The organism is Actinomyces qiguomingii, from assembly GCF_004102025.1.
Lineage (GTDB): Bacteria > Actinomycetota > Actinomycetes > Actinomycetales > Actinomycetaceae > Actinomyces > Actinomyces qiguomingii.
Genome location: NZ_CP025228.1, coordinates 2,321,956 through 2,343,919, shown reverse-complemented (window position 1 = coordinate 2,343,919; position 21,964 = coordinate 2,321,956). Strand labels below are relative to the sequence as shown.

Annotated in this window: 22 protein-coding genes; 12 read left to right on the top strand and 10 right to left on the bottom strand. The window is 68.6% G+C overall.

Features of this window, described 5'->3' with window-relative positions; genetic code table 11:
• Nucleotides 1-264 precede the first annotated feature (264 nt).
• From CWT10_RS09710 to CWT10_RS09695, 4 genes are all read left to right on the top strand, one after another.
• A complete protein-coding gene (locus CWT10_RS09710; protein WP_103061833.1) occupies nucleotides 265-1,032 on the top strand; it encodes an amino acid ABC transporter ATP-binding protein in 768 nt (255 codons plus the stop codon).
• Between the two features lie 57 nt (nucleotides 1,033-1,089).
• Nucleotides 1,090-2,082: a glutamate ABC transporter substrate-binding protein gene (locus CWT10_RS09705; protein WP_103061834.1), complete on the top strand. Its 993-nt coding sequence runs from the start codon at nucleotides 1,090-1,092 to the stop codon at nucleotides 2,080-2,082.
• A 105-nt stretch (nucleotides 2,083-2,187) separates the two neighbouring features.
• On the top strand, nucleotides 2,188-2,841 hold the full coding sequence (locus CWT10_RS09700) for an amino acid ABC transporter permease (RefSeq protein ID WP_103061835.1): 654 nt from the start codon (nucleotides 2,188-2,190) through the stop codon (nucleotides 2,839-2,841).
• Entirely contained in the window at nucleotides 2,838-3,692 is an 855-nt protein-coding gene (locus CWT10_RS09695) for an amino acid ABC transporter permease (RefSeq protein WP_103061836.1), read from the top strand. The genes CWT10_RS09700 and CWT10_RS09695 overlap by 4 nt, the downstream gene beginning before the upstream one ends.
• A gap of 34 nt (nucleotides 3,693-3,726) precedes the next feature.
• On the opposite strand, the gene CWT10_RS09690 is transcribed toward CWT10_RS09695, so the two are convergent.
• A complete protein-coding gene (locus CWT10_RS09690) occupies nucleotides 3,727-4,281 on the bottom strand; it encodes a hypothetical protein (protein ID WP_174721958.1) in 555 nt (184 codons plus the stop codon).
• Nucleotides 4,282-4,310: 29 nt separating this feature from the next.
• Between CWT10_RS09690 and CWT10_RS09685 the strand changes: the two genes are divergently transcribed.
• From CWT10_RS09685 to CWT10_RS09660, 6 genes are all read left to right on the top strand, one after another.
• Complete coding sequence (locus CWT10_RS09685) at nucleotides 4,311-4,895, top strand: TetR/AcrR family transcriptional regulator (protein ID WP_103061837.1); 585 nt, start codon at nucleotides 4,311-4,313, stop codon at nucleotides 4,893-4,895.
• A gap of 255 nt (nucleotides 4,896-5,150) precedes the next feature.
• Nucleotides 5,151-6,473: an SWIM zinc finger family protein gene (locus tag CWT10_RS09680; protein WP_103061838.1), complete on the top strand. Its 1,323-nt coding sequence runs from the start codon at nucleotides 5,151-5,153 to the stop codon at nucleotides 6,471-6,473.
• Nucleotides 6,470-7,936, top strand: coding sequence for a DUF5691 domain-containing protein (locus CWT10_RS09675; protein ID WP_103061839.1), 1,467 nt, complete (start codon nucleotides 6,470-6,472; stop codon nucleotides 7,934-7,936). The genes CWT10_RS09680 and CWT10_RS09675 overlap by 4 nt, the downstream gene beginning before the upstream one ends.
• On the top strand, nucleotides 7,933-9,024 hold the full coding sequence (locus CWT10_RS09670) for an ATP-binding protein (protein ID WP_103061840.1): 1,092 nt from the start codon (nucleotides 7,933-7,935) through the stop codon (nucleotides 9,022-9,024). The genes CWT10_RS09675 and CWT10_RS09670 overlap by 4 nt, the downstream gene beginning before the upstream one ends.
• Nucleotides 9,021-11,294: a DUF5682 family protein gene (locus tag CWT10_RS09665; RefSeq protein WP_103061841.1), complete on the top strand. Its 2,274-nt coding sequence runs from the start codon at nucleotides 9,021-9,023 to the stop codon at nucleotides 11,292-11,294. The genes CWT10_RS09670 and CWT10_RS09665 overlap by 4 nt, the downstream gene beginning before the upstream one ends.
• Complete coding sequence (locus tag CWT10_RS09660) at nucleotides 11,291-12,523, top strand: VWA domain-containing protein (protein WP_103061842.1); 1,233 nt, start codon at nucleotides 11,291-11,293, stop codon at nucleotides 12,521-12,523. Before CWT10_RS09665 ends, CWT10_RS09660 begins: the two co-directional genes overlap by 4 nt.
• On the opposite strand, the gene CWT10_RS09655 is transcribed toward CWT10_RS09660, so the two are convergent.
• Both CWT10_RS09655 and CWT10_RS09650 read right to left on the bottom strand, forming a co-directional pair.
• Complete coding sequence (locus tag CWT10_RS09655) at nucleotides 12,503-12,862, bottom strand: DoxX family protein (RefSeq protein ID WP_103061843.1); 360 nt, start codon at nucleotides 12,860-12,862, stop codon at nucleotides 12,503-12,505. The genes CWT10_RS09660 and CWT10_RS09655 overlap by 21 nt on opposite strands.
• 2 nt (nucleotides 12,863-12,864) lie before the next feature.
• Nucleotides 12,865-13,470: a TetR/AcrR family transcriptional regulator gene (locus CWT10_RS09650; protein WP_103061844.1), complete on the bottom strand. Its 606-nt coding sequence runs from the start codon at nucleotides 13,468-13,470 to the stop codon at nucleotides 12,865-12,867.
• A 365-nt stretch (nucleotides 13,471-13,835) separates the two neighbouring features.
• Here CWT10_RS09650 and CWT10_RS09645 point away from each other — a divergent pair, with 365 nt between their 5' ends.
• A complete protein-coding gene (locus CWT10_RS09645; protein ID WP_233187993.1) occupies nucleotides 13,836-14,804 on the top strand; it encodes an inositol-3-phosphate synthase in 969 nt (322 codons plus the stop codon).
• Between the two features lie 220 nt (nucleotides 14,805-15,024).
• Here CWT10_RS09645 and CWT10_RS09640 read toward each other — a convergent pair whose 3' ends face one another.
• The 3 genes from CWT10_RS09640 to CWT10_RS09630 all read right to left on the bottom strand — a co-directional run bounded on the left by CWT10_RS09640 (nucleotide 15,025) and on the right by CWT10_RS09630 (nucleotide 16,237).
• A complete protein-coding gene (locus tag CWT10_RS09640; protein WP_103061845.1) occupies nucleotides 15,025-15,420 on the bottom strand; it encodes a type II toxin-antitoxin system VapC family toxin in 396 nt (131 codons plus the stop codon).
• Nucleotides 15,417-15,674: a type II toxin-antitoxin system Phd/YefM family antitoxin gene (locus CWT10_RS17775; protein ID WP_174721957.1), complete on the bottom strand. Its 258-nt coding sequence runs from the start codon at nucleotides 15,672-15,674 to the stop codon at nucleotides 15,417-15,419. Before CWT10_RS17775 ends, CWT10_RS09640 begins: the two co-directional genes overlap by 4 nt.
• Nucleotides 15,675-15,769: 95 nt before the next feature.
• A complete protein-coding gene (locus CWT10_RS09630) occupies nucleotides 15,770-16,237 on the bottom strand; it encodes a MarR family winged helix-turn-helix transcriptional regulator (protein WP_103061847.1) in 468 nt (155 codons plus the stop codon).
• Between the two features lie 87 nt (nucleotides 16,238-16,324).
• Here CWT10_RS09630 and CWT10_RS09625 point away from each other — a divergent pair, with 87 nt between their 5' ends.
• Entirely contained in the window at nucleotides 16,325-16,642 is a 318-nt protein-coding gene (locus CWT10_RS09625) for a hypothetical protein (RefSeq protein ID WP_332881173.1), read from the top strand.
• A 111-nt stretch (nucleotides 16,643-16,753) separates the two neighbouring features.
• Here CWT10_RS09625 and CWT10_RS09620 read toward each other — a convergent pair whose 3' ends face one another.
• The 4 genes from CWT10_RS09620 to CWT10_RS09605 form a co-directional block, all read right to left on the bottom strand.
• A complete protein-coding gene (locus CWT10_RS09620; protein ID WP_233187994.1) occupies nucleotides 16,754-18,397 on the bottom strand; it encodes an ABC transporter permease in 1,644 nt (547 codons plus the stop codon).
• Nucleotides 18,394-19,251, bottom strand: coding sequence for a MerR family transcriptional regulator (locus CWT10_RS09615; protein ID WP_103061848.1), 858 nt, complete (start codon nucleotides 19,249-19,251; stop codon nucleotides 18,394-18,396). Before CWT10_RS09615 ends, CWT10_RS09620 begins: the two co-directional genes overlap by 4 nt.
• 76 nt (nucleotides 19,252-19,327) lie before the next feature.
• Nucleotides 19,328-20,962 (bottom strand): ABC transporter permease, encoded by a 1,635-nt coding sequence (locus CWT10_RS09610; RefSeq protein WP_103061849.1) that lies wholly within the window; start codon nucleotides 20,960-20,962, stop codon nucleotides 19,328-19,330.
• Entirely contained in the window at nucleotides 20,959-21,915 is a 957-nt protein-coding gene (locus CWT10_RS09605) for an ABC transporter ATP-binding protein (protein ID WP_103061850.1), read from the bottom strand. Before CWT10_RS09605 ends, CWT10_RS09610 begins: the two co-directional genes overlap by 4 nt.
• Between the last annotated feature and the right edge of the window lie 49 nt (nucleotides 21,916-21,964).

The following is a 21,964-nucleotide window of genomic DNA, read 5'->3' as shown; positions in this document are numbered from 1 at the left end:
CACCGAGACGGGGCTGTGATGCAGCTCCCAGTGTGCCCGGATGCTGGATACCTGCGCAGGTGCCCCCACACTTCGGGTGCTAATGTGCAACCGGCGCGCACAATGCGATCCACCTGGATCGTCCCCGGGCGCCGCCACGGTGGCCGGGAGGCCCGGACGTCGCGTAACCGAACCGGAGGGAACACAGTGGTCATGCGAATGTGTTGCTGTTGCTGTTGCTGAGACAGCCCGGCCCCATTCGCCCCTACACGAGAAGAGGCTCCTATGCCTGCTCCCGCTAACCCTGCCAACCCGGAACGACCCCTCGTACGCATCAGCCACGTCAACAAGTACTACGGAGACTTCCAGGCGCTGAACGACGTCTCTTTGGATATCCACCGGGGTGAGGTGGTTGCCGTCATCGGGGCGTCCGGCTCCGGCAAGTCAACTCTTTGCCGCACCATCAACCGGCTTGAGACGATACAGTCCGGCGCCATTGAGATCGACGGCGAGCTCCTGCCCCAGGAGGGACGCGAGCTGACGCGGCTGCGCGCCGACGTGGGCATGGTGTTCCAGTCCTTCAACCTGTTTCCGCACCGCACCGTGATGGACAACATCACTCTGGCGCCCATCCGCGTACGCAAGGTCCCCAAGGCCGATGCCGAGGCCCGCGCCCAGCAGCTGCTTCAGCGCGTCGGGCTTGCCGACCAAGCCACCAAACGTCCTCCGCAGCTGTCCGGGGGGCAGCAGCAGCGAGTCGCCATCGCCCGTGCCCTGGCCATGGGCCCGAAGATCATGCTCTTCGACGAGCCCACTTCCGCCCTGGATCCGGAAATGATCAACGAGGTCCTGGACGTCATCAAGGACTTGGCCGCCGAGGGCATGACCATGCTCGTGGTCACCCACGAAATGGGTTTCGCCCGATCCGTAGCCGACCGTGTCGCCTTCATGGACGGCGGCCAGATCGTCGAACTGGGTGTGCCCGAGGAGTTCTTCTCTGCCCCGCGTACCGAGCGGGCCCGTGACTTCCTGTCCAAGGTGCTCAGCCACTGAGCCGGGCGCCGTCAACCGTTTCAGCTATTCCATCAGCCACCGTCGAAAGGAATCACCATGTCTGTTCTTCCCGGCCTGTCTCGCCGCGGCCTGCTGACGGCCGCCGGCGCCGCCTCGCTCGGCGCCGTGCTGGCGGCCTGCGCCGACACCGGCGCCGACGGCCAGGCGGTCGATGCCTCGGCCTCCTCCGGCGTCGACTACGACACCGTAATTAACTCCGGCCCCGTCGCCGCCGACGACGTCGTGGCCGCCTCCACCTGGGCCTCGGCTGTCAAGGACGCGGGTCTGCTCAAAACCGGTGGCACCAAGACCTCCGAGGTGTTCTCCATTGAGGACCCCGCCACCGGGCAAGTCTCCGGCTTCGACGCCGCGCTCGCCCAGGCACTGGCGCGCTACATCATCGGCGGTGACGACGCCCGTTCCCTACTGGAGGTCACCCAGGTCACCTCCGACACCCGCGAGACGATGATCGAGAACGGGCAGGTGGACGCCGTCTTCGCCACCTACACGATCACCCCCGAGCGCGCGGAGAAGATCGCCTTCGCCGGCCCCTACTACGCCTCCGGGCAGTCAGTGATGGTGCGCGCCGACGAGTCCGACATCAACGGCGTTGACGACCTGGCCGGGGTGAAGGTCGCCGTGCAGTCCAACTCCTCCTCCGGCCCCGCCCTGGACGATGCTGCCCCCGACGCCGAGCAGGTGCAATTCACCGACCACGCCAGCTGCGTGGCCGCGCTTGAGGCCGGCCAGGTGGACGCCTACGTCGTCGATCAGTCGCTCCAGCTCAGCGAGGTGCAGTCCAACGACGCCGTTAAGATCGTCGGTGAGCCCTTCACGGAGGACCCCTACGGTATCGGCCTGCCCAAGGACTCCGACGCCCAGGCATTCGTGAACACCTTCCTGCAAACCATTTACGACGACGGCACCTGGAACGCGATCTGGGAAGCCACCATCGGCGCCATCATCGGCGGTGAGGCACCCGAGCCGCCCGCCCTCGGCTCTGTGCCCGGCTCCGAAACAGACGCCGCCACGGCGTCGGCAACCAACTGACGCCGGTCGACCGCCCGGACCGATACCAGTCCGCTCGCACAACACACGCGTTGGGGCGGCCCACCCTCGGGGTCCGGCCGCCCCAACGCTCCGGAGGAGGTGCCTATGAATGTCATCACCGATAACCTCGGCATGATTGGCCAGGGCCTGGTCACGACGCTGACGATCTCCATAATCGGATTCGCGTGCGCGCTCGTCGTCGGGACAGTGATCGCGATCTTCCGCGTCAGCCCGATCCCGCCACTGCGGGCCCTCGGAGCCGTCTGGGTCACCGTCGCCTGCAACATCCCCACCTTGTGCCTGATGATTTTGGCGGCTTTTGCAGCGCCCCGGGCTGGCGTGCCGCTGTCCCTGTTTGCCGCTGCCGTCACCGCCATCGTCTTCTCCGCCTCTGGCTTCGTATGCGAGACGGTGCGCTCGGGCATCAACTCCGTGTCTAAGGGCCAGATTGAGGCGGCCCGAGCCCTGGGCATGCCCTTCGGTCTGATCATCGGCACCGTGGTGCTGCCCCAGGCTCTGGCCCGCACCATTCAGCCTCTGGTCAATATCTTCATCTCCTGCCTGATCGGCTCCTCTCTTGCCGCCGCGATTGGCGTGCCCGAGCTGACCAACGTCACCCAGCAGCTGAATCTGCGCTATGCGCAGGCGGTGATCACCTTCCTCACCTCCGGGCTTACCTACCTGGCCATTGCCTTCCTGGCCACTAAGCTCGGGGGCCTGCTGGAGCGTCGCATCGCCGGACGGGAGGCTCGCGCATGAGTACTTTGACGGCACCCGGCCCGGCCCGTGCGACCGGTGCCGCCGACGCCGACTTGCTCTTCGATGCCCCTGGCCCCAAGGGACGACGCCGCATCCTTATCGGGTCGGTGCTGGTTACCCTGATCATCCTGGCACTCGCCGCCGCGGCTCTGTTCCAGCTCGGCCAGGCGGGTCAGCTCGCCTACCCCAAGTGGCGTTATTTTCTGGGGCAGTCGGTGGTCTCCTACCTCGGGCGGGCCCTGGCCGACACCCTGCTGGTTACCGTAATGGCTGCGGCGCTGTCATTCCCGCTGGGCATCTTGCTGGGGTGGGCCCGGATGAACCGCCTGCGGTTGATACGCGTGCTGTTCGGCGCCTGGATCGACACCATGCGCGCCATCCCCATGCTGCTGCTGATCTACTTTTTCCTACTGGCGGTGCCGCGCTGGGGGCCGACCCTGTCGCCCTTCTGGATGCTCACAGTGCCCATCGTCATGTGCTCCTCGGCGACTACGGCGGAGGTCTTCCGCTCCGGAGTGCTCGCTCTGGATCGCGGCCAGAGCGAGGCCGCCCAGGTGCTGGGCCTGAGCGAAGCCCAGACCATGCGGCTGATCCTCGCACCCCAGGCGCTGCGGCTGATGCTGCCTACGCTGATCACTCAGCTGGTGACCATCCTCAAGGACTCTTCCCTGGGATACGTGGTCGCATACCTGGAACTGATGTACGCGGGCCGCCTGCTTACCTCCTCGGCGCGCGTCACCGCACACCTGGACGTCTACCTGCCGGCTTATGTCATCATTGCCGTGATCTACGTACTCATCAATTGGGCCCTGGGCGCACTCGCCCGGCGCGTGGAGGCACGCACGCGCTGAACGGGGCAGGGGCCGGAATCCCATCACCCGGCGCTTATCGGGGCGTCCGCTGGGCGCGTCGCCTCCAGTAACCCACCAGAGCCGCCGTCAACGCGACCGGCCAGATGAGCATGGGCGCGTAGGCGATCGTGAGAACGGTGACCGCGCCGGGACTCATGCCACTGGTGGGCGTCAGTCCCTCCGCCAGTCCCAACCACCTGCTGGCAAACCGCACCGTTGTGCAGCCGATGATCAGGTACAGCAACGCGTCGCCCAGCCCACCGATGACGATGGGCAGTATCCGGGGGAGGGGATGTCCACCGATCCCAGGCACCCACTGCGGCACCCGCTCGCCCCACGGGTAGCACAACCCCAGGCACAGTGCGGCGGCGCAGAGCTGAACGGCCTCCAGGCCCAGGACGTAGGCCGTTCTGGCACCGCCGTCGCGGTAGACCTGCGCATACCTGAATCCGGTATCGACGCCGACGAGCATGGCCAGGCGCCATAGCGCCGACGGTATAACCGAGCAGAAGGCCGCCCAACAGGCGACCTTCGCCCAGCGCTGCGGCTCGCGGCCAACGGTGGGTGAGGATGCGGTTTTAGAATCCATGTTCTAAATCATACCCGTACACTCCTGCCGTGGCAAGACCCGAGAAGTTCAGCTCAGACGACATTCTTGATGCTGCTGCCCGAGTAGTTCTTACCCGCGGCCAGCACGCCACGGTTGCCGAAATCGCCGACGAGGCCGGCGCGCCCGTCGGTTCGGTCTACTATCGCTTCGGCTCACGCGAGGAGTTGCTCGTCAGTCTCTGGCTGCGTTCCGTGCGTGATTTCCAGCAGGGTTTCATAGCGGCCTGCCGCCTGGAACCCGCCGCCGACGCCGTGGTGGCCGCGGCGCAGCACATTCCGGTCTACTGCCGTGAGCATCCGGCGCAGGCGCGCGCCATGACCCTCTATCGGCAGGCGGAACTGGTCCGTGCCGCTCCCGCGGCTCTGCGAGGCGAGGTGGCGGTTGTCAACGACGAGGTCAACGCCGTCTCGGAAGATCTAGCTCGCCGACGCTATGCGGTAGTCGACGAGCACAGGATCGCTTTGTTGCGTACCGCCACCAGGCAGTGCCCCTACGGCCTGGTCCGTCCCTATCTGGGTGGTGCGATCCCCGGTTGGATCGATGAGGCGGCTGTGGCCTGTGCCCGGGCCATTGCTGCGCTCGGCGACCGATGAAGAGCTGACCGTGATGACTCGGCCGCGAATGAAGCGGCAAAGGGGATGGCGGCAGCCAAGTGCAGCCAAGTCCGGCCCGGTGAACCGGCAGGCTCACCGGGTTCCTCACCTCGCGACAGGCCGGCCACCACCACATCCACAAACCGGAAGAGTCGCGCTGCTTAAGGTACTTCAAAGGCCGTTGAACGGAGCGCTTCGTCGCAGCGCCACGGACTAGGTCCGATACTTGTCCGAGACCTCCACTATGGTGATGTCATGACCTCACCGGATACTCGACGTTGGGACTCCGAGCGCGTCGACGCCCAGGCGCCAGACGCCCAGACGGCCAGGGCGGGTCTCAAGCTGGCCGTGCCGGATCGGTGGCCCGGGCTCGGGGTCTCCGATGCCCTGCTGTGGGGCCTGTGCCAGGGATCGGGCAAGAAGCCCTACCAGGTGTGTGTCGACCTGTCTGGCCCCGCCTACAAGTGCTCCTGCCCGAGCCGCAAGTTCCCCTGCAAGCACGCCGTCGCCCTGCTCCACCTGTGGGGCCAGGGTGAGGTCGGGCAGGCCGAGCCCGCCGATTTCGCCGAGGAGTGGCGCAGGCGCCGGGCCGACCGTGCCGCGAAGGCGGCCGCCAGGACCCCCAGGGGCGAACGCTCCGCCGAGCAGAGGGCCGACGCCGAGGCGCGGGCCGCCCGCCGCGAGCAGCGCATCACCGACGGGCTCGCCGATCTCGACCGCTGGCTGGGTGACCAGCTGCACGAGGGGCTGGCCAGGGCCGGCGGGCGTCGTGGCGATGAGCTGCGCGACATGGCCGCTCGGATGGTCGACGCCCAGGCCCCCGGCATGGCCACCCGGCTCACCGCGCTCGCCGACGTCAGCGATGCCACCCCCGGCTGGCCCGCGGCAGTCGTCGAGGGGTTCGGCATGATGCGGCTGCTGACCAGGGCCTGGCAGCGCCGCGCCGAACTGCCCGAGGACGTCGTGGACACAGTCCGCTCCCACCTCGGCGTGCCGGTGCACGCCGAGGACGTCCTCGCAGGCCCCGGCATCGAGGACACCTGGGCCGTCCTGGGCATGCGCGACAGCCGCGAGGGTCGGGTCGTCGCGCGCAGCGTATGGCTGCTCGGCCGGCGGACCGGCCGCTGGGCGCTCCAGCTGTCCTTCGCGGCGAACCACGTGGGGCTTCCGGCCGACCTGCTCCCCGGCCAGCAGGTGGACGCCAGCGCCCACCCCTACCCGGGCCGCGGCCAGCTGCGCTGCGCCCTCTCGGCACAGCGCGAGCCCCAGCCGCTGTCCTGGCAGCCCCAGCCGGTCGGCACCGCCGCGGCGCGCACGGCATGGCGGGACGCGGTGGCCCTCGACCCGTGGGCCGAGAACCACCCGGTGCTCGTCGCCGGACACCTGGCCGTCGACGACTCGGGCGGCTACGCCCTGGGCGACGACGACGGGGCGCTGCCGCTGATCGGCGGCCTCGCCGGCCTGCGCAGGCTCGCCCTGACGGCGGGCCGCGACGAACTCGTCGCATTCGGCGAGCTCTCCACCGAGGGGCTGCGGGCGCTGAGCGTCCTCGACGGTGGGCGGGTGAGGTCGCTGTGAACGGCTTCGGTGAACTGGTGAGGTGCGCGACGGTGGGGCTGGGCACCCGGCCCCTCACCACCGACGGCCTCGAACCCGAGGTGCGGTCGGCCCTTGCCGAGGACTCGGCCACGGCCGCAGACCTGGCACTCGACGCGGCCGCGGCCTACGCGGTCGCGCACCGCGCCCGGATCGACTCCCCGCAAACCCGGCCGCTCCATCTCCCGCCCCGCCCCCGCGAACCCGTGCCACCGCGCCTGGCGGCAGTGCTCCGCCGCCTGTTCGACGACCCGGCACAGCGCCCGCTGTTCTCCGAGGCCCTGAACCTGGTCGGCGCCCAGGGCTGGACCCTGCCCGACGATCTGCTGCTGCACGTGCTGGACTTCTTCCCCGGAACCCACCACGCCCACGTGGTCATGGACGACAGGGCCCGGGCCCTGTTCGACACCGACACCCCCGGCAGGGACGAGGACCCGCGGCGGGACCGCGCGTTGTGGCTCGAGGGCACCTCCCACCAGCGGGGCAACTACCTCGAGCAGGTGCGCCGCGATGATCCCGCGGCCGCCTGGGCCCTGCTCGACGACGGCACCTGGCTTGGGGAGGAGCCGAAGATGCGCTCCTGGATCGTGAGCAGGGTGGAGGTGGGGCTCGGCCCCGACGATGAGCCCCACCTCGAGGCCCTCCTCGACGACAAGCACGTGGCCGTCCGGGCGGCCGCGGCCCGTCTCCTGGGCTCGATCGAGGGCTCGAGGATGGTCCGGCAGGCCGAGGAACTCGTCAGGACCTACCTGGCGGTTAGCGCGGGCCCGCCCGATCCCCCCGTGATCGCCTGCACGCCGATCGAGTTGACCGACGAGCTCATCCGCGACGGCTACGACTGGAAGCATGACTTCGGCACGCCGATGCCGGTCACGCGGCTGCAGCTGGCGGTGAGTCGCGTCCCGTCCCGCCGCCTGCCGGGGCTCATCGGCCTGTCCACCACCGACCTCGCGTCCGCCCACGTGCTCCTCGAGGGTGCCGACATCAGCGAGGCGTTCCGGGACACGCTCAAGGGCTCGGCCCGAAAACACCATGACGCGGAACTGGCCGAGGCCCTTCTCAGGGCCCACCCCGAGCCCAGCAGACTCCTCGACGTCCTCGACGCGGGCCGGCGTGAGCAGGTGATCCTGGAACTGTTCGACACGCCCGCCCTGGTCGAGTTTGGCGGGCGCTTCTGGCCCCGGCCACTGTCCCGGGCGCTGTTGCGCCGGCTCGCCGAGGCCATCGCCTGGTGCACTGCCCGCCGGGGGCTGTCGTTCAAGCTGTTCGAGCTGTGCACGGTCATGGCACAGGGCGCCCCGGCGGAGCTGATTCCCGAGGCCCTGTCCCTGCTCGAGGCCGTCCCAGTCACGGCCAAGCAGGACACCCGGAGCATCGAGCAGGGGCTGAGCCATCTGCGCGGACGCCAACAACTCATCCGGATCATCGACGAGGAGACCCCATGAACGACCAGATCACCCTGCTGCGCCCCCACGCCGAGCAGCGCTACGCCGGCGAGCTGGCCGCCCTGGCCGCCGTGGACGACCGGCCGAGACCCGTCAACTGGCGGCTCTCGCCCTGGGCCGTCGTCACCTATCTCATGGGCGGCACGCTGGGCGACGGCACCGTCATCACGCCCAAGTACGTGGGCAACCGGCGGCTCGCCGAGATCGCCGTCGCCACCCTGGCCACTGACCGCGCCCTGCTGCTCCTCGGCGTGCCCGGCACCGCCAAGTCGTGGGTGAGTGAACACCTCGCCGCCGCCATCAGCGGCAGCTCGACGCTGCTCGTGCAGGGCACCGCCGGCACCGCCGAGGAGGCCGTCCGCTACGGCTGGAACTACGCCCGGCTCATCGCCGAGGGCCCCTCGCAGGCCGCACTCGTGCCCTCACCCGTCATGGAGGCCATGGGCTCGGGCCGCATCGCCCGTATCGAGGAACTCACCCGCATGCCCTCCGACGTCCAGGACGCCCTCATCACCGTGCTCAGCGAGAAGACCCTGCCCGTGTCCGAGCTCGGCAGCGAGGTGCAGGCCCGCGGCGGCTTCAACCTCATAGCCACCGCCAACGACCGCGACCGGGGCGTCAACGACCTGTCCTCGGCCCTGCGCCGCCGCTTCAACACCGTGGTGCTCCCGCTACCCGCCTCCGCCGAGGAGGAAGTGCAGATCGTCACCCGCCGCGTCCGGGACCTCGGCTCGGCCCTCCAGCTGCCGCCCGCCGACCAGGCGGTCGACGAGATCCGCCGCGTCGTCACCGTGTTCCGAGAACTGCGCCAGGGCGCCACCGAGGACGGCGCGACGAGCCTCAAGAGCCCCTCAGGCACGCTGTCCACCGCCGAGGCCATCTCGGTGGTGACGAACGGGCTGGCCATGAGCGCCCACTTCGGCGACGGCGTGCTGCGCCCCAGGGACGTGGCCGCCGGCATCCTCGGCGCCGTCGTCTCCGACCCGGTGTCGGACCGGGCTATCTGGACCGAATACCTCGAGACCGTGGTGCGCGAGCGGTCCGACTGGACCGACTTCTACCGCGCCTGCCGTGAGGTGGACGAGTGAGCAGCGCCGAGGTCGCGGCGCTCCCGCCGGTGCGGGTCTTCGGGGTGCGCCACCACGGGCCCGGATCGGCCCGCGCTCTCGCGGCCGCGCTCGACGTCTACGCTCCGGACTGCGTGCTCATCGAGGGTCCCGCCGACGCGGACAAGCTCATCGAATGGGTCGCCGACCCCGCCATGAGGCCGCCCGTGGCGCTGCTTGCCTGGCAGACCGACCGTCCCGCCAATGCCGCGTTCTGGCCGATGGCCGTGTTCTCACCGGAGTGGCAGGCGCTGGGCTGGGCCGCCCGGCACGGCGCCGAGACCCACTTCATGGACCTGCCCGCCGCCATGACACTCGCCGCCACCGGCCGGCAGGACCCGGCGGGCGAGGAGGGCACCGAGGCCGTCCGGCCCAACGGCGACGCCGAAGCACTGGCCGGGGAGGCGCCCGAGGGGGACCCGCAGGCCGGCCACCGCACCGACCCCATCGGCGAGCTGGCGCGGATCGCTGGCTATGACGACCCAGAGGTCTGGTGGGAGGACGCGGTGGAACTGCGCAGCGAGGGGGACCCCTTCGACGACCTCACCGGGGCCATCGGACTGCTGCGCGAGGCCGCCCCCGAGACCGATCCGCGCACCCTGCGCCGCGAGGCCCACATGCGCAAGGTGCTCAGGGCCGCCAGGCGGCGCGGCCACGAACGGGTCGCCGTGGTCTGCGGGGCCTGGCACGCGCCGGCCCTGACCGGCCCGGCTCCCACCGTCAAGGCCGACAACGCCCTGCTCAAGGGCCTTCCCAAGGTGAAGACCGCCCTCACCTGGGTGCCCTGGACACATGGCCGACTCGCCACCGCCAGCGGCTACGGGGCGGGCATCGACTCCCCGGGCTGGTACCACCACCTGTTCACCGCCCCTGACGAGCCCGTCGCGCGTTGGTTCACCCTGGTGGCCAGGTCGATGCGCGAGCACGACTTGCCCGTCTCCTCGGCCCACGTCATCGAGGCCTCCCGCCTCGCCGAGGCCCTCGCCGCCCTGCGCGGGCGCCCTCAGCCTGGGCTCGGCGAGATGAGCGAGGCCACCTGGTCGGTGCTGTGCGCCGGCAGCAGCGTCCAAGCGGATCTGGTGACCCGCGAGGTGGTCGTCGGCCAGGCGCTCGGCGAGGTGCCGTCGGGTGTACCCATGGTGCCCCTGGACGCGGACCTGCGGGCCACCGCCCGCAGCCTGCGCCTGACCATGAGCGCCACGAAGCGGACCATCACTCTCGACCTGCGCAAGCCGAATGACCTGGCGAAGTCCCAGCTGCTGCGGCGCCTCGCCATCCTCGGCATCGACTGGGGCAAGCAGGGCCGCGCCCGCGGCACCGGCACCTTCAAGGAGGCCTGGGAACTGCTGTGGGACCCCGAGTTCTCCGTGGCCGTCATCGAGGCCGCGGCCTTCGGCAACACCGTGGCATCGGCAGCGGGCAGCGCCCTGCTCACCCGGACCTCGACGCTTCCCGAGGTGACCGCCGCCGTCGAGCAGGCCCTACTCGCAGACCTCGGCGAGGTGCTGCCCGAGCTGCTGGCCACCCTCGACGAGCGCGCCGCCGGAGAACCAGATGTCCTGCACCTGCTGCAGTCGATCCCCGCCCTGGCCAGGGGCATGCGCTACGGCGACGTGCGCGGCACCGACACGCACGCGCTGAGCTCCGTCGCCACGACCGTGCTGACGCGCGCCTGTGCCGGCCTGCCGGCGGCGGCCTCAGGCACGAGCGAGGACGCCGCCTCGGCCCTGCGCCGGGCCATCGACGACGTGCAGGGCGTCGTCGCCCTGCTCGACGAGTGGTCCGGCCGGCTGTGGCTGGACACGCTGCGCTCCCTGCTGGCCCTGAGGGCCCTTCCCGGCCTGCTGTCCGGGCGCATCGTGCGTCTCCTGCTCGACGGCGGCAGTCTCACCGCCGACGAGGCGGCCCGTCGCCTGGGCAGGGCACTGTCACCGGGGGCCGAACCGGAGCGCCAGGCCCACTGGATCGAGGGCTTCCTCGCCGGCAGCGCCCTGCTCCTGCTCGAGGACCGCCAGCTCCTCACCGTCATCAACGAATGGGCCACCGGCATCCCCGACGAGGCCTTCTGCCGCGTCCTGCCGGCGCTGCGGCGGGCCTTCGGCGCGTGGTCCACGGCCGAGCGCCGGATGCTGGCCGGACAGGTGGTGCGCCTGGGCGATCCGCAGACGCAGGCCGTCGAGGCGACAGAGGACTTGCAACACGCCGGCCCGGTTCTGGAAACGGTCGGCGCAATCCTGGGAGGCGGACGATGAGCGTGGCACCGGTGACGGGCGATCAGCAGACCGGCCCCGGACCGGTCACCACCGAACAGCGCTGGAGACTCATGCTCGGCACGGATGATGCGGATAGGACGGGTCGCAGCGTGCTTACCGTGGAGCAGCAGGCCATGGACCGCGCGCTGGCACGCCTCTACGACACCGGTGACGACGGCGAGCAGCGGGCCGGCCGGAAGAGGACTTCACGGCGCGGTGGGCTGGACGCCTCGGCGCCGTCCGTGGCGGCCTGGCTGGGGGACATTCGGCGCTATTTCCCCAGTCGGGTGGTTCAGGTCATGCAGAACGACGCCATCGAGCGATTCGGTCTGGCGGCAATGCTGACCCAGCCGGAGATACTCGAGACCCTCGAACCCGACGTGCACCTGGTGTCAGCTCTGGTACAGCTGTCGTCGGTGATCCCCGAGGAGTCGAAGCAGACGGCCCGCCAAGTAGTGAACACGGTGGTCGAGCAGGTGACCGAACGTCTTGCCAACACCATGCGCCAGTCGGTCCGCGGCGCCCTCGACCGGGCCAACCGCACCGCGCGGCCGCGCCCGAGCGACATCGACTGGGGCCGCACCATCGCCGCCAACCTCAAGAACTACCTGCCCGAGCAGCGCACCATCGTGCCCGAACGGCTCGTCGGCTACGGGCGCCGGCACCGCGGCGTCCAACGCGAGTTCGCCATCTGCCTAGACCAGTCGGGGTCGATGGCATCCTCGATCGTCTACGCCTCGATCATGGCGTGCGTCATGGCCTCGATTCATTCGCTGCGTACGAGTCTGGTGGCCTACAGCACCGACATCGTCGATCTCACATCCATGCTCGCCGACCCGGTCGACGTGATCTTCGGCACCCAACTCGGCGGCGGCACCGACACGGCCCCGGCCCTCGAGCACTGCCGTCGCTCCATCACCAGGCCCCCCGACGCCGTCGTCATTCTCATCAGCGACCTGTACGACGCCCGCCCCGAGCGCATGATCGATCAGGTGCGGCAGATCCGGGCCGACGGCGCCACGATGATCGCGCTGCTCACATTGAGCGACGACGGCGTGCCCTCGTACAACCGGTCGGCCGCAGCCGAGCTGGCCGGGCTCGGAGTGCCGGCGTTCGGATGCACACCGGACGCCTTCCCCGAGTTGATCGCCGCGGCCATTGAGGGACGGGAGATTGGTGCATGGGCGGAGCGTCGGGAAGCCGATCCTCTATCCCGTGAAGGAGACTGACGCTGTGGTAAGCGCCAGGGCCAGCATGCCCAGGCAGTTGATCCACAGCTCGCGGCCCATGAACCCTGCCCTGACGTGGGCGACGACGGCGCACAGGAAGTAACAGATCACGCCTGTGCTGGCGGCGAGCGCGACTCCCGGCACGCGCAAACCGATAAACAGGCCGACGGCCGCCAAGACCTTGACGACTATAAGAGTCCACCACCACTGTCGCGGAAACCCCACCCCGGTGAGACAGTCGCGGATGAATGCGGGCGGTCTCAGTGACAGGATGGCGTCACCCAGCAACACAACTGCTAGCAGGACAATCAGCCATGGGAAGTGGGGGAGCAGTATCATTGTCACCTCTTCTCATCGGAGGCCGTCAGGAGCGGACCGACCGCATTGCGAACTCTGTCGGTCAGCCTGGACGTCTCGGCTCCCGGTGTGGACGCCCATTCGAGGAGCGCGCCCAGGTAGGCCAGGTATGTAGTTGTGGCGCGCTGTTTTGCGGCCGTCGTCGAACAGCCTGTGATCGTGACGAAGACGTCCTGGAGTTCGTTGATCAAGTCCTCACGCAGCTCGTCGAAGACCCTCGAACCGTGAGCACCGGATATGAGTACCGCTCCGTAGGACCGGGCGAGGTCGGGGTTGCGGCCGAACAGTTCGATAAAAGGGAGGAGGACGCCGAGGAGCGCCTCGGTGCCGTCGCCTCCGCCTTCGGCTCGGACTTGGGTGCGGCTGGCCGGAGGGCGGCTGGTGTGCAGCGCCTCGATGCGTTCGTCGAAGCATGCCACCAGCAGGCTGCTTTTGTCTCCGACGTACATGACGGTTCCCACACTGACGCCGGCGTCCGCCGCGATGTCCCTGATGGTCGTAGCGTTGAAACCTTTCTTCTCGAACAGTCTGCGCGAACTTGCCAGGACCCGAACTCTGGTGGCATCGCGTGCTTCGGCGCGCGTGGGCATCAATCCTCCTTAGACTCGGCACATCTAGAACGCGTTCACTGAACGTGTTCAGTCACTATACTGAATCTTCCGTTCGAGTGCAAGACCAACATTGGCGACGAGCCGCGGACTAGGGTGCGCCAAGCGGACGCCGGGTTGCGGCATTCGCTGAATGCCGCTAATTCACGGGCGTGACATGCTCTGAGCGGGGCGGATCGCTAGGATCGCGCGCGTCATATCCTCGAACGGTCGCTGCGGGCCGATTAGGAGAACAGATGAGCAAGATGCGTGTCGCCATCGTCGGCGTGGGCAACTGCGCGTAGTCGCTGGTACAGGGCGTCACCCATTACGCCGATGCCGAGCCGACGGACACGGTGGGCGGCCTGATGCACGTCCAGTTCGGCGACTACCACGTCTCGGACATTGACTTCGTGGCCGCCTTCGACGTTGATGCCGCCAAGGTCGGCCTCGATCTGGCCGATGCCATCAACGCCTCAGAGAACAACACCATCAAGATCGCCGACGTCGCCACCACCGGCGTGAGGGTGCAGCGCGGCGTCACCCTCGACGGCTTCGGCAAGTACTACCGCGAAACTGTTCAAGAATCCTCCGAGCCTCCGGTCGATGTGGTCCAGGCGCTAAAGGACGCCCGTGTTGACGTCGTCGTCTCCTACCTGCCGGTCGGCTCGGAGGAGGCCGACCGTTACTACGCCCAGTGCGCCGTCGACGCCGGCTGCGCCTTCGTCAACTGCCTGCCGGTATTCATCGCCTCCGATCCGGCCTGGGCGCAGAAATTCGCCGACGCCGGCCTGCCTATCATCGGTGATGACATCAAGTCCCAGATCGGCGCCACCATCACCCACCGGGTGCTCGCCAGACTCTTCGAGGAGCGCGGCATCACCATCGACCGCACCTACCAGCTCAACGTCGGCGGCAACATGGACTTCAAGAATATGTTGGAGCGCGAGCGACTGATGTCGAAGAAGATCTCTAAGACCCAGGCGGTCACCTCCAATGTCGCCACGCGGTTCGCCGACAAGGACATTCATGTCGGCCCCTCCGACTACGTCGGTTGGCTGGACGACCGCAAGTTCGCCTTCGTGCGTCTGGAGGGCCGCAACTTCGGCGGCGCCCCCGTCAGCCTGGAGTACAAGCTCGAGGTCTGGGACTCCCCGAACTCCGCCGGCGTGGTCATCGACGCCATCCGGGCGGCGAAGATCGGCCTGGACCGCGGCATCGGCGGACCGCTGCTGTCCCCGTCATCCTTCTTCATGAAGTCACCGCCGCAGCAGCGCCCCGACGAGGAGGCCATGGACTCCACCGAGGCCTTCATCCGGGGAGAGGTCGAGCGCTGATCGCTCGACCCGCCACGCACACACGCAGGCCGGCCCGCAGCAGCCATGAGTTGCTGCGGGCCGACCTGCGTACTTGTGACTCAAGCCGGTCGTCGCATGCGCTGACCGCCTTTGTGCAGTTGGACCGCGTACTTCTACTTGGACCGTCTGAGAACGCGTATAAGGCGCTCCAAGTGGGTGCGCACTTCCGGGCGAACCTCGACGGTGCCCTGGGAATCAATCATCTGGGGGCGGTCACCGTCAGCCCTCGTTGCAGCGCAGCTTGTTGCATTTCCCGGTCGTAAGTGAGGAGCAGGTCGGAGCGTACGTTCAGGGCAACTGTGAGGTGGATCGCGTCTGCCGCACGCAGCCCCGCCGTGTCTCGCGCTGCGTTGAGCAGATGCTCCCGCGAGATGTCAATGAGTTCGATCCCCGACAGTAATGATGCGGTTGACTGCATATCGAGCTGTCGGCGTCGTCGAGCGGCGCAGTACAGCTCTGTGTGCAGCAAGAAGGAGGAGCACAGAGACAAGCCGTTCGCGGTCTGCTCGGTCAGCCAGGTGGCTAAAGGATCCGACTCGGCTTCCTCGATGAGAAGCTTGAGTGCTGCGGAGGTATCCAGGTAGCAAATGGTCATTGCTCGCCGCGCAGGTCGTCCAGTATATCTTTTGAGCTGAGTCCTCGCGCGCGGTTTAAGGCGTTGAAGTCTGTGGGGACCGCTGGACGCGTAGCTCCTTGCCGACGCAGTAGAGCGAGGCGGTCCTGGGTGATGGGCACAAGCTCGGCTACGGGACGTCCGTTGTTGGTGATCGCGAAACTCTCGCCGGCCTCCACTCGGCGGAGGATTGCGGCGCTGTCGTTCCGTAGTTCGCGGTGTGGAATCGTAGTCATGACCGTCACTCCGTAGCAAGCGTAGCACAGATCGTCTACGCGACAATCCAATGCGGGTTGCCTCCCGTGACGGCGACCGAATCCTGTGGGGCGCGCTACTGATTCCGGTTCTGGTGCATGTCGAGCTCCGTCAACAGCGTGCTCAGGGCGGCCCGCCCGGCGGGAGAGAGGATGCTGCGGATGCCGGCGTCCAGCGCTTCGGCCGCCACAACGGCGCTAGCGAGCAGCTGCCGCCCCTCGGGGGTGACTTCGATCTTGTGAGCCCTGCGATCGTTGCGGCTGCGGGTCTTGCGCACGGCTCCCAGATCCACTAGTTGGTCCACCAACGTCACCACCAGGCTCGGTGCGACGTGCAGTCGGGCCGCGATGTCGCGCTGCGAGGATGCCAGCCCGGCGTCGACGACGGCCAGCAGGCCCACTTGCTTGTGGGTCAAGCCCGACGGTGCAATCCGCTCGGAGAAGTCCCGGGTGACCCGCGCGCCGAGCATGCCCAGTCGAAAACATGCGGCGGACAGGATCGCTTCACCGACGTCCTCTGCGTTGCCGACCCCTGTCGTCTTCATGGGAAGATGATACTCTATTGAATCATTCAGTACTGAACGATCTGGGTGGTTGACATGCCGTGGTGGTTGGCACTTCTCAACTCCGTCATGGCAGCCGCATCGGTGATTGCTGCTGCGGCGGCGTTGCTCCGCCCGGGGCTGCTGGCGCCGAGCGGCACAGGCGGCGACGCTGATCGCTTCTATCCGGCGATGTATGCGGCCAGGGCGGTGCCGCTCGGCGTGGTGGTTGCGTGCGTCGTCTGGTTGACGCCCGTGTATCCGCTGACTCAGCTCGTCTTGGCTGTTGCCGCGCTCGCTCAACTCGGTGATGTGGTGATCGGTATAGTGCGTAGGCAACTCGGCATGGCAGGCGGAGCCCTCGTCGCGGCCGCATGTCACCTGACCGGACTCACTGTGCTTCAGTAAACAGTGACGGCGTGGCGGTGCCGATCGGCGACTTTGTGCGAGGTGTATATCGGTCAAAACGCAGGTGATCTATCGGTCAAAACGCGGTCGTTCTGTCGGTCAAGACGCCGATCAGGAACCTGACAAATCGCGGCCTCGGTAGAAGGCCAGGCCGGCGGCGGCGCCGACAACGCCGATGGCCGCCTGCACCGCCAGTGGTGCCCAGTCGGGGTCGCCGACGACGTCGAGGTGGTGTCCGAGGACGCTCAGGTCCTGCGCCCAGGTCGGCAACTCCACCAGTCCGCCGAAGAAACGGACAAACACGCTCCAGGCGATCACCGCCCACACGACCCCGAAGCGTCGCGGCGCCACGCCGACCACCGCCAGGGCGATGCCGATCGCCGCCAGCACTCCGGGCAGCTGGCTGACGGTGAATACGAAGGCCCGCTCCACGGCATGATCCTCGGTGAGCCGGGAACCCGTCGCGGCGGCAAGCACTCCCCCCGAGAGCGCCAACAGCCCGGTGGCCCGAACTGCGGCTGCACCGCCCCGCAGTCCCAACAGTCGGACGCGTGACAAACCGACGGAGGCCTTGAGCTCGACCAGGCCGGTCCGCTCCTTAGAGACGAGGGCATTGATTGGCTGCACTGCGGCCACGGCCACGAGCAGCACGGTGATGATCGTCAGCAATGACAGGTACTGCTCGACCGGACCGCCGTCGGCCATCTTCTCTATGTACGCACTGGTCTCCGAGCCCGGCTCCAACAGGCGAGTGAGGTCGCCCGCCATAGCGCCGAACAGTGCGGAGAAGCAGGCAATTGCAGCGGCCCATGCCAGGGTTGAACGTGTGGAAAGGCGCGTGAGTAGGTCGGCGTAGCCGCGGATCCGCCAGCGGCGCCCGTTGGTTGAGTGGTCGGGAAGGTAGCCGGCGGCATACTCCCGGTGCGTGTATAGCGCTCCGGCCACCGCCACCAGGGCGACGGTTATCCCACTGCACACGGCCAGCGGGGCGGGGTTGTCGTCGGTGTAGGGGGCGACCAGGTCGCGCCAGCCCAGCGGCGTGGTCCATCGCAGCCAGGCGGCACCGAACTCATCGGCCGCCACCCGCAGCACGAAGGCAACACCCAATGCGCACAGGGCGAGGCCTCGCGCCTGACGCGCCTGTCGACACAACTGACACGCCAGGGCCGCAAGGCCGGTGAAGGCCCAGCCCGTCACCGCGGCCGCACCCGCCAGCGCCCAGGCGCCGGGAAGCGTCAGCTCCGCCACTTGAGTGGTTGAACCGGTCAGAACCACGCCGACGCCGAGCGAGACCGCGCCGACCGCACCGCAGCACGCGAGAACCGGCGCCATGAAGGGAACCCAGCGGCCGACGCCTGTGCCGCGGAGCACTGCGGACATGCCCTCCTCCTCATCGGCACGCATTGTCCGACAGGTCAACAACACCGCCATGAGGCTGATGCAGAACAACAGGTAGGCGCCGGTCTCCCACTGCACCAACTGCCCGATACGTCCCGGTAGCGGCAGGACCCCGTACAGCAGGCGCGTACCTGGCGTGTCGCGCATGCTGCTGACGAGTAGCTCCCGGGTCCGTAGCGATGGATACACACGTTCATATGCCGGGGGCGTCACGGCCGCTAGCAGCCACAGGGGCAGGCACCAGGCCAGTACCTGCCACCGCAGGCGCCGCCACAGCAGAACCAGGCACGGCCACAGTCGCCACAGCGTCGTCACGGCGGAAGTCGGGGCGGGGGAGTCGGCGGGGAGAGGCGTCACAGTACGAGTCGCCTCCCGCCGGCCGATCGGTGGATCGCCGCCGCGAAGTCGGGATCGGCCAGCATCAGGTCGAGCAGCTCGCTGGTGAAGACCCGGTGGACTCGAAGCGGATAGCTTACGGTCGAGAGGACCCCGATCAGGTCCCACAGGGGGCGTCCAAGGGCGCCCGCGGGAAGGTCGTTCAGGACGGCCAGCGAGTTCCCCCTGTGTCGTAGCGCCAGCGCCCACGACTCCTGCGCCAGCTGTGCTGCACCCGCCTCGCCCGTCTGCTCCAACTCGGCGAAGGCGCATATCTGCCGGGCGCACACGTCTCGCTCGGCGGCGTCGAGTTCCGCAACGAAGCGACTCGCGCTGGCGGGAATCATTCCGCGCGCGGCCAGCGCCATCATGAGTCGTCGTTCCCCGGCCAGGACCTTCAACGCCCGGTCCCGGACCGAGGGCTCCAGGTCACCCATCCGGGCGGCCACGTCATCATAGAAGTGGGTGAGCACTGTGGGCAGCGGCGAAAGACCGCCGCCGTCGGCGACCCGGGCGATGAGTTCATCGACGCGATCGGCCTGTTCGCGCAGCAGCCGCTGCCGCTCCTCGACACTTTTGCGCGCCGCCCGCAGGTCCCGCAGTACCGCGTCACGGTCAGTGCCCTGCTCGTCCGCGGCGAGAATCTGAGCGACTCGGCTCAAGGACATGCCCCGGTCCGCCAGCCAACGGATACGCAGGAGCCGGGCCAGATGCTCGACGCCGTAGTCCCGCCGCCCTCCCGCAGACGGCGGGACCGGAAGCAGCCCGAGCCGATGGTAATGACGCACCGCCCGCGTGGTGGTCCCGGCGAGGTCGGCCATCTCCTTGACGCGCATGCCCACATCCCAGCAAGCGACCCTGCGTCGCTGTCAATCGCCAGGCAGGGGCGGCGGTACGGGCGTGGCCCTCGATTCAGCCGGCTCCACTCAGGTTGCGGCGTCGGTAGGCCACCAGGCCGACGGCGGCGCCGACCGCTCCGATGGCGGTCTGCACCGCCAGCGGCCCCCAGTCCGGGTTGCCGACGACGTCGAGGTAGTGGCCCAGCACGCTCAGGTCCTGCGCCCAGGTCGGCAGGTCCATCATGCCGCCCAGCAGCCTGGCGAAGGCGCTCCAGGCGATCACCGCCCATACGACGCCAAAACGTTGCGGCGCCACGCCGACCACCGCCAGGGCGATGCCGATCGCCGCCAGCACTCCGGGCAGTTGGCTGACCGTGAACACGAAGGCCCGCTCCACGGCATGATCCGCGGTGACCTGCGTGGCGGTGACTGCGGCCAGCACGGCACCGCACAGCACCAGCAGAATCGTCCCCACCGCCGCCGCCGAGGCCGCCTGCATCAGGAACAGACGCCGGCGCGGCACCCCGACGGCAACCTCGGCCTCCACCAGTCCGGCGTCCTCATCGGCGGCGAGGCGGCCCGCCTGCCCAGTCGCCGCCACCGCGATCAGCAGCACCAACAGCACGGTCATCAACGACATGAACTGTTCCATCATGTCGGCGCCGGCCTGTACCAGCATGTCCACGTATTCGGCGATGCGAGCGTCCCGCATCATGTCCAGGATGCCCTCGGTCATAGAGCCGAATAGTGCGGAGAAGCAGGCAATTGCCGCGGTCCATGCCAGGGTTGTGCGTGTGGATAGGCGCGCGAGTAGGTCGGCGTAGCCGTGGATTCGCCAGCGGCGCGTGCTGGTGGCTCGGTCGGGCAGGTAGCCGTCGGCATACTCCCGGTGGGCGTACAGGGTTCCGGCTATTGCCGCTAGTGCCCCGCATATTGCGGTGCATATGGCCAGTGGTAGGGGGTTGTTGTCGGTGTAGGGGGCGACCAGGTCGCGCCAGCCCAACGGGGTGAGCCACCGCAACCAGGCGACACCGGATTCATCGGCCGCCACCCGCAGCATAAAGGTAACCCCGACGCATGCCAGTGCCAGGGGCCGGGCGCCGGCGGCGCTGCGCGCCAACTGGCAGACCACGGCGGCCAGCCCCGCGAAACCCCAGCCGACGATCGCGGTCACTCCTGCCATTGCCCAGGCGCCCGGTGCGGTGAGCCCCTCGATCTGCGTGGCCTCGGCCGCGAGTGTGCCGCCCACCAAGACGGCCAGGACGCCGATCGCCGCCCAGATCACCAGTACCGGGGCGAGGAAGGGCACCCACCTACCGGTGCCAGTGTCCCGCAACAGCTCGGTCAGGCCCTCGTCCTCATCCGCGCGCAACAGGCGGCAGGTCAGCAGCACTGTCATCAGCGCGGTGCACACCAGCAGGTAGGTGCCTCCCTCCCACTGCACCAGCTGGCCGATGGTGCCCGGGTCGGGTAGCTCGCCGTACAGCAGGCGCGTGCCCGGGGAGGCCCGCAGCGCCTCGACCACGGCATTGCCGCCCGCACCACCGGCGCCACCGGCTTCGGAAAAGTAGGCGTCCTGGTAGGCCGGCGCGAAGGACGCCATGCCCAGCCATAGGGGCAGGATCCAGGCGAGCGCCTGAATGCGCAGCCTCCGGGCGGTCAGCCTCAGCGCGCGGCCCAGACCGCGCAGCTGGTCGTGGGCGCTCATCCGCGCACCTCCTCGTAGTGACGCAGGAACAGGTCCTCCAGGCTCGCCGGCCGGCAGATCACGTCGGTGGCTCCCTGCGCGGCGACGGCGGCCAGTACCTGGGGAACCCGGGCGGAACCCACCTGCACACTCAGGCGGCCGTCCTCCACAGACAGATCGTCCTCCAGCTGCGGCAGCGACGCGGCTATGCCGCGCAGCAGATCCGCGTTGCCGCCGACCTCGATCTGGGTACGGGCCAGCTGCTGCAGCCGGGTCAGGTCGCCCTGCTCCACCACACGCCCGTCCTTGATGATCGTCACGGCGCTGCACAGGCGCTGCACCTCGGCGAAGATGTGACTGGACAACAGCACGGTGCGCCCCTGGGCCGCGGCCCGGGTCACCTCATCCATGAAGACCTGCTCCATCAGCGGGTCCAGGCCACTGGTCGGCTCATCGAGAATCAGCAGGCTGGTAGGTGCGGCCAGCGCCGCCACCAGCGCCACCTTCTGCCGGTTGCCCTTGGAGTAGGTGCGCACCTTCTTGCTCGGGTCCAGGGCGAAGCGCTCGATCAACTCCTCCTCCCGGGCGCGGTCCCGCCTGCCGCGCAGACCCGCCAGGGCGTCGAGCGCCTGTCCACCGGTCAGATTCGGCCACAGTGCCACATCCCCGGCCACGTATGACACCTCCCGGTTGATTCGAGGCGCCTCGCGCCGCGGGTCGCGCCCCAGCACGCGCACCCTGCCGCCGTCGGGGTGGTACAGGCCGAGCAGGGTGCGGATGGTTGTGGACTTTCCCGCCCCGTTCGGGCCGAGGAAGCCGTGCACCTGACCGGCGGCGACCTCCAGGTCCAGCCCGTCCAGGGCGGTGAAGCGCCCGAAGCGCTTAACCAGGCCCTGCACCTGGATCGGAGCGTCGGTGCCGGTCGGATTTGTGGCCCCGACGCCGGCGCGGCCACTGTCTTCGTGTGGTGTCATCAGTGGTGTCCTTTCATGGGGGTGCGGTAAATGGAATCGGGATCAGGGA